Annotated in this window: 2 protein-coding genes; one reads left to right on the plus strand and one right to left on the minus strand. The window is 70.4% G+C overall.

Going from position 1 to position 2,023, the window contains the following annotated elements; genetic code table 11:
• The first annotated feature begins 215 nt into the window (after window positions 1-215).
• On the plus strand, window positions 216-1,322 hold the full coding sequence (locus tag V7E09_RS15475; protein WP_324523723.1) for a Gfo/Idh/MocA family protein: 1,107 nt from the start codon (window positions 216-218) through the stop codon (window positions 1,320-1,322).
• Between the two features lie 81 nt (window positions 1,323-1,403).
• Here V7E09_RS15475 and V7E09_RS15480 read toward each other — a convergent pair whose 3' ends face one another.
• Window positions 1,404-1,910, minus strand: a complete 507-nt coding sequence (locus tag V7E09_RS15480) for a flavodoxin domain-containing protein (RefSeq protein WP_324510865.1) — start codon at window positions 1,908-1,910, stop codon at window positions 1,404-1,406.
• Between the last annotated feature and the right edge of the window lie 113 nt (window positions 1,911-2,023).

A 2,023-nucleotide genomic window follows, 5' to 3' on the forward strand; every position in this document is an offset into this window, starting at 1 on the left:
GTCGTGGCGGTCGTGAGGGGCGACGTGCGGCACTGGTGGCAACTCGTTGCCCACTCATGGCAACCTCACTATCGTCCTAGACGGAGGGCGAATGCCCCGACGGCGGACGGCAACGATGTGACACCGCCCGGGGCCCACCCCGCGACACCGACGCGGCACCCGCTACGTCGGGGTCCGACACACTCGAAGCGATCACGGCGGAGGCACTGCACGGCATGACCAGTTCCCAGGAAAACGGAAAGATCTCGATGGCCACGGACGGGATGAACTACGCGCCCGCCCCGATGCCCCAGCCCGTCGTCGAGCCCGGCGACTTCACCTTCTCGGTCGTCGCGCTGGACCACGGCCACATCTTCGGCATGACCGCGGGACTCGTCGGTGCGGGCGCCACGCTGAAGTCGGTGTGGGATCCGGACCCGGCCAAGGTCGAGATGTTCAAGAACCTGTTCCCCGACGTCGAGGTCGCCCACAGCGAGGAGGAGGTGCTGGCCGACGACGACGTCAAGCTCGTCGCGGGCGCCGCCATCACCTCGGAGCGGGCCCCCCTCGGGCTGCGCGTCATCGCCGCGGGCAAGGACTACTTCACCGACAAGGCGCCGCTGACCACCATGGAGCAGCTCGCCGCGGTCCGCGAGGCCACCGCCCGCACCGGCCAGAAGTACGCGGTCTACTACAGCGAGCGCATCCACGTGGAGGCCGCAGTGCTGGCCGGGCAGCTCGTCGAGCAAGGCGCCATCGGGCGCGTCATCCAGGTGCTCGGGATGGGCCCGCACCGGCTCAACGCCCCGTCGCGTCCGGCCTGGTTCTTCAACAAGGAGCAGTACGGCGGCATCCTGTGCGACATCGGCTCCCACAACTTCGAGCAGATGCTGTACTTCACCGGGGCCAAGGACGCCACGGTGACCGACGCCAACATCGCCAACTACGCCCACCCGGACTACCCGGAGCTGGACGACTTCGGCGACGCCCACATCGTGATGGACAACGGTGCGTCCGGTTACGTCCGGGTCGACTGGTTCACCCCGGACGGCCTCAGCACCTGGGGCGACGGCCGCACCGTGCTGCTCGGCACCGAGGGCTACATCGAGCTGCGCAAGTACGCCAACATCGCCACCGATGAGGGCCCCGGCCACGTGTTCCTCGTCGACGGCAAGGGCGAGCACCACTTCAACGCCACCGGCAAGGTCGGCTACCCGTTCTTTGGCGAGCTGATCCTCGACTGCCTCAACCGCACCGAGAACGCCATGACGCAGGAGCACGCGCTGAAGGCCGCCGAACTGGCCGTCACCGCCCAGGCCAAGGCGCGCATCCTCGCCCCGTAGCACTCCCCAGCGCCGGACCCCGGCGCCCGCGACCGCCGGTCCCGCCGCACCTCACGGTGCGCGGGGCCGGCGTTCGCGTTGTCAGGCCTGCCGCTGCTGCATCAGCGCCGTCAGCGTGGCTCCCCAGGCCCGGGCCCGGGCCACGTCGACGTGGTCCTGCTCGCGCTGACGCAACAGCCGGAGCAGGAAGCGCTGCGCCCAGCCGACCTGGTCGCGGACGTAACGCCCCGTGAACGTCTCCTGGGCGTGAACCGGCACCAGTGCGGCGGCGCCGCGGTTGTAGCCCAGCGACTCGTCGCGTTTGGTCGGGTCAGCGGCGTTGAGGCACGTGTTGAACACGGCGACGGGACAGCCGCCGAGCGCCTCGGCGTGGGCGTCCAGCCAGGCCATCGCCTCGGGGTACCACACGGTCGCCCGGATCCCGCTGCCGACGACCACCAGGTCGGTGTCCTCGACCCCCGGATCGCTGTGGCCGAGATCCGCGAGCCGGACGCGATGCCCGGCCCGGGTGAAGGTGTCCGCGAGCGCGGCGGCGACGTCTCGTGCCGCCCGCGTCCGCGTGGCATACGCGACCAGGACCGAACCCATGGGTTCTACCGTAACGCCGACGCCCCTTCCGGCCGGTCGCGGCCGCCACGGTGGTCAGTCAAGCGCCTCCACGAGATGGAGCACGGCGTTCTCGGGCGGCATCACCGGCGGGA

Origin of the sequence: Propioniciclava sp., from assembly GCF_036744435.1 — a bacterium.
In the GTDB taxonomy this organism is placed as follows: Bacteria; Actinomycetota; Actinomycetes; order Propionibacteriales; family Propionibacteriaceae; genus Propioniciclava.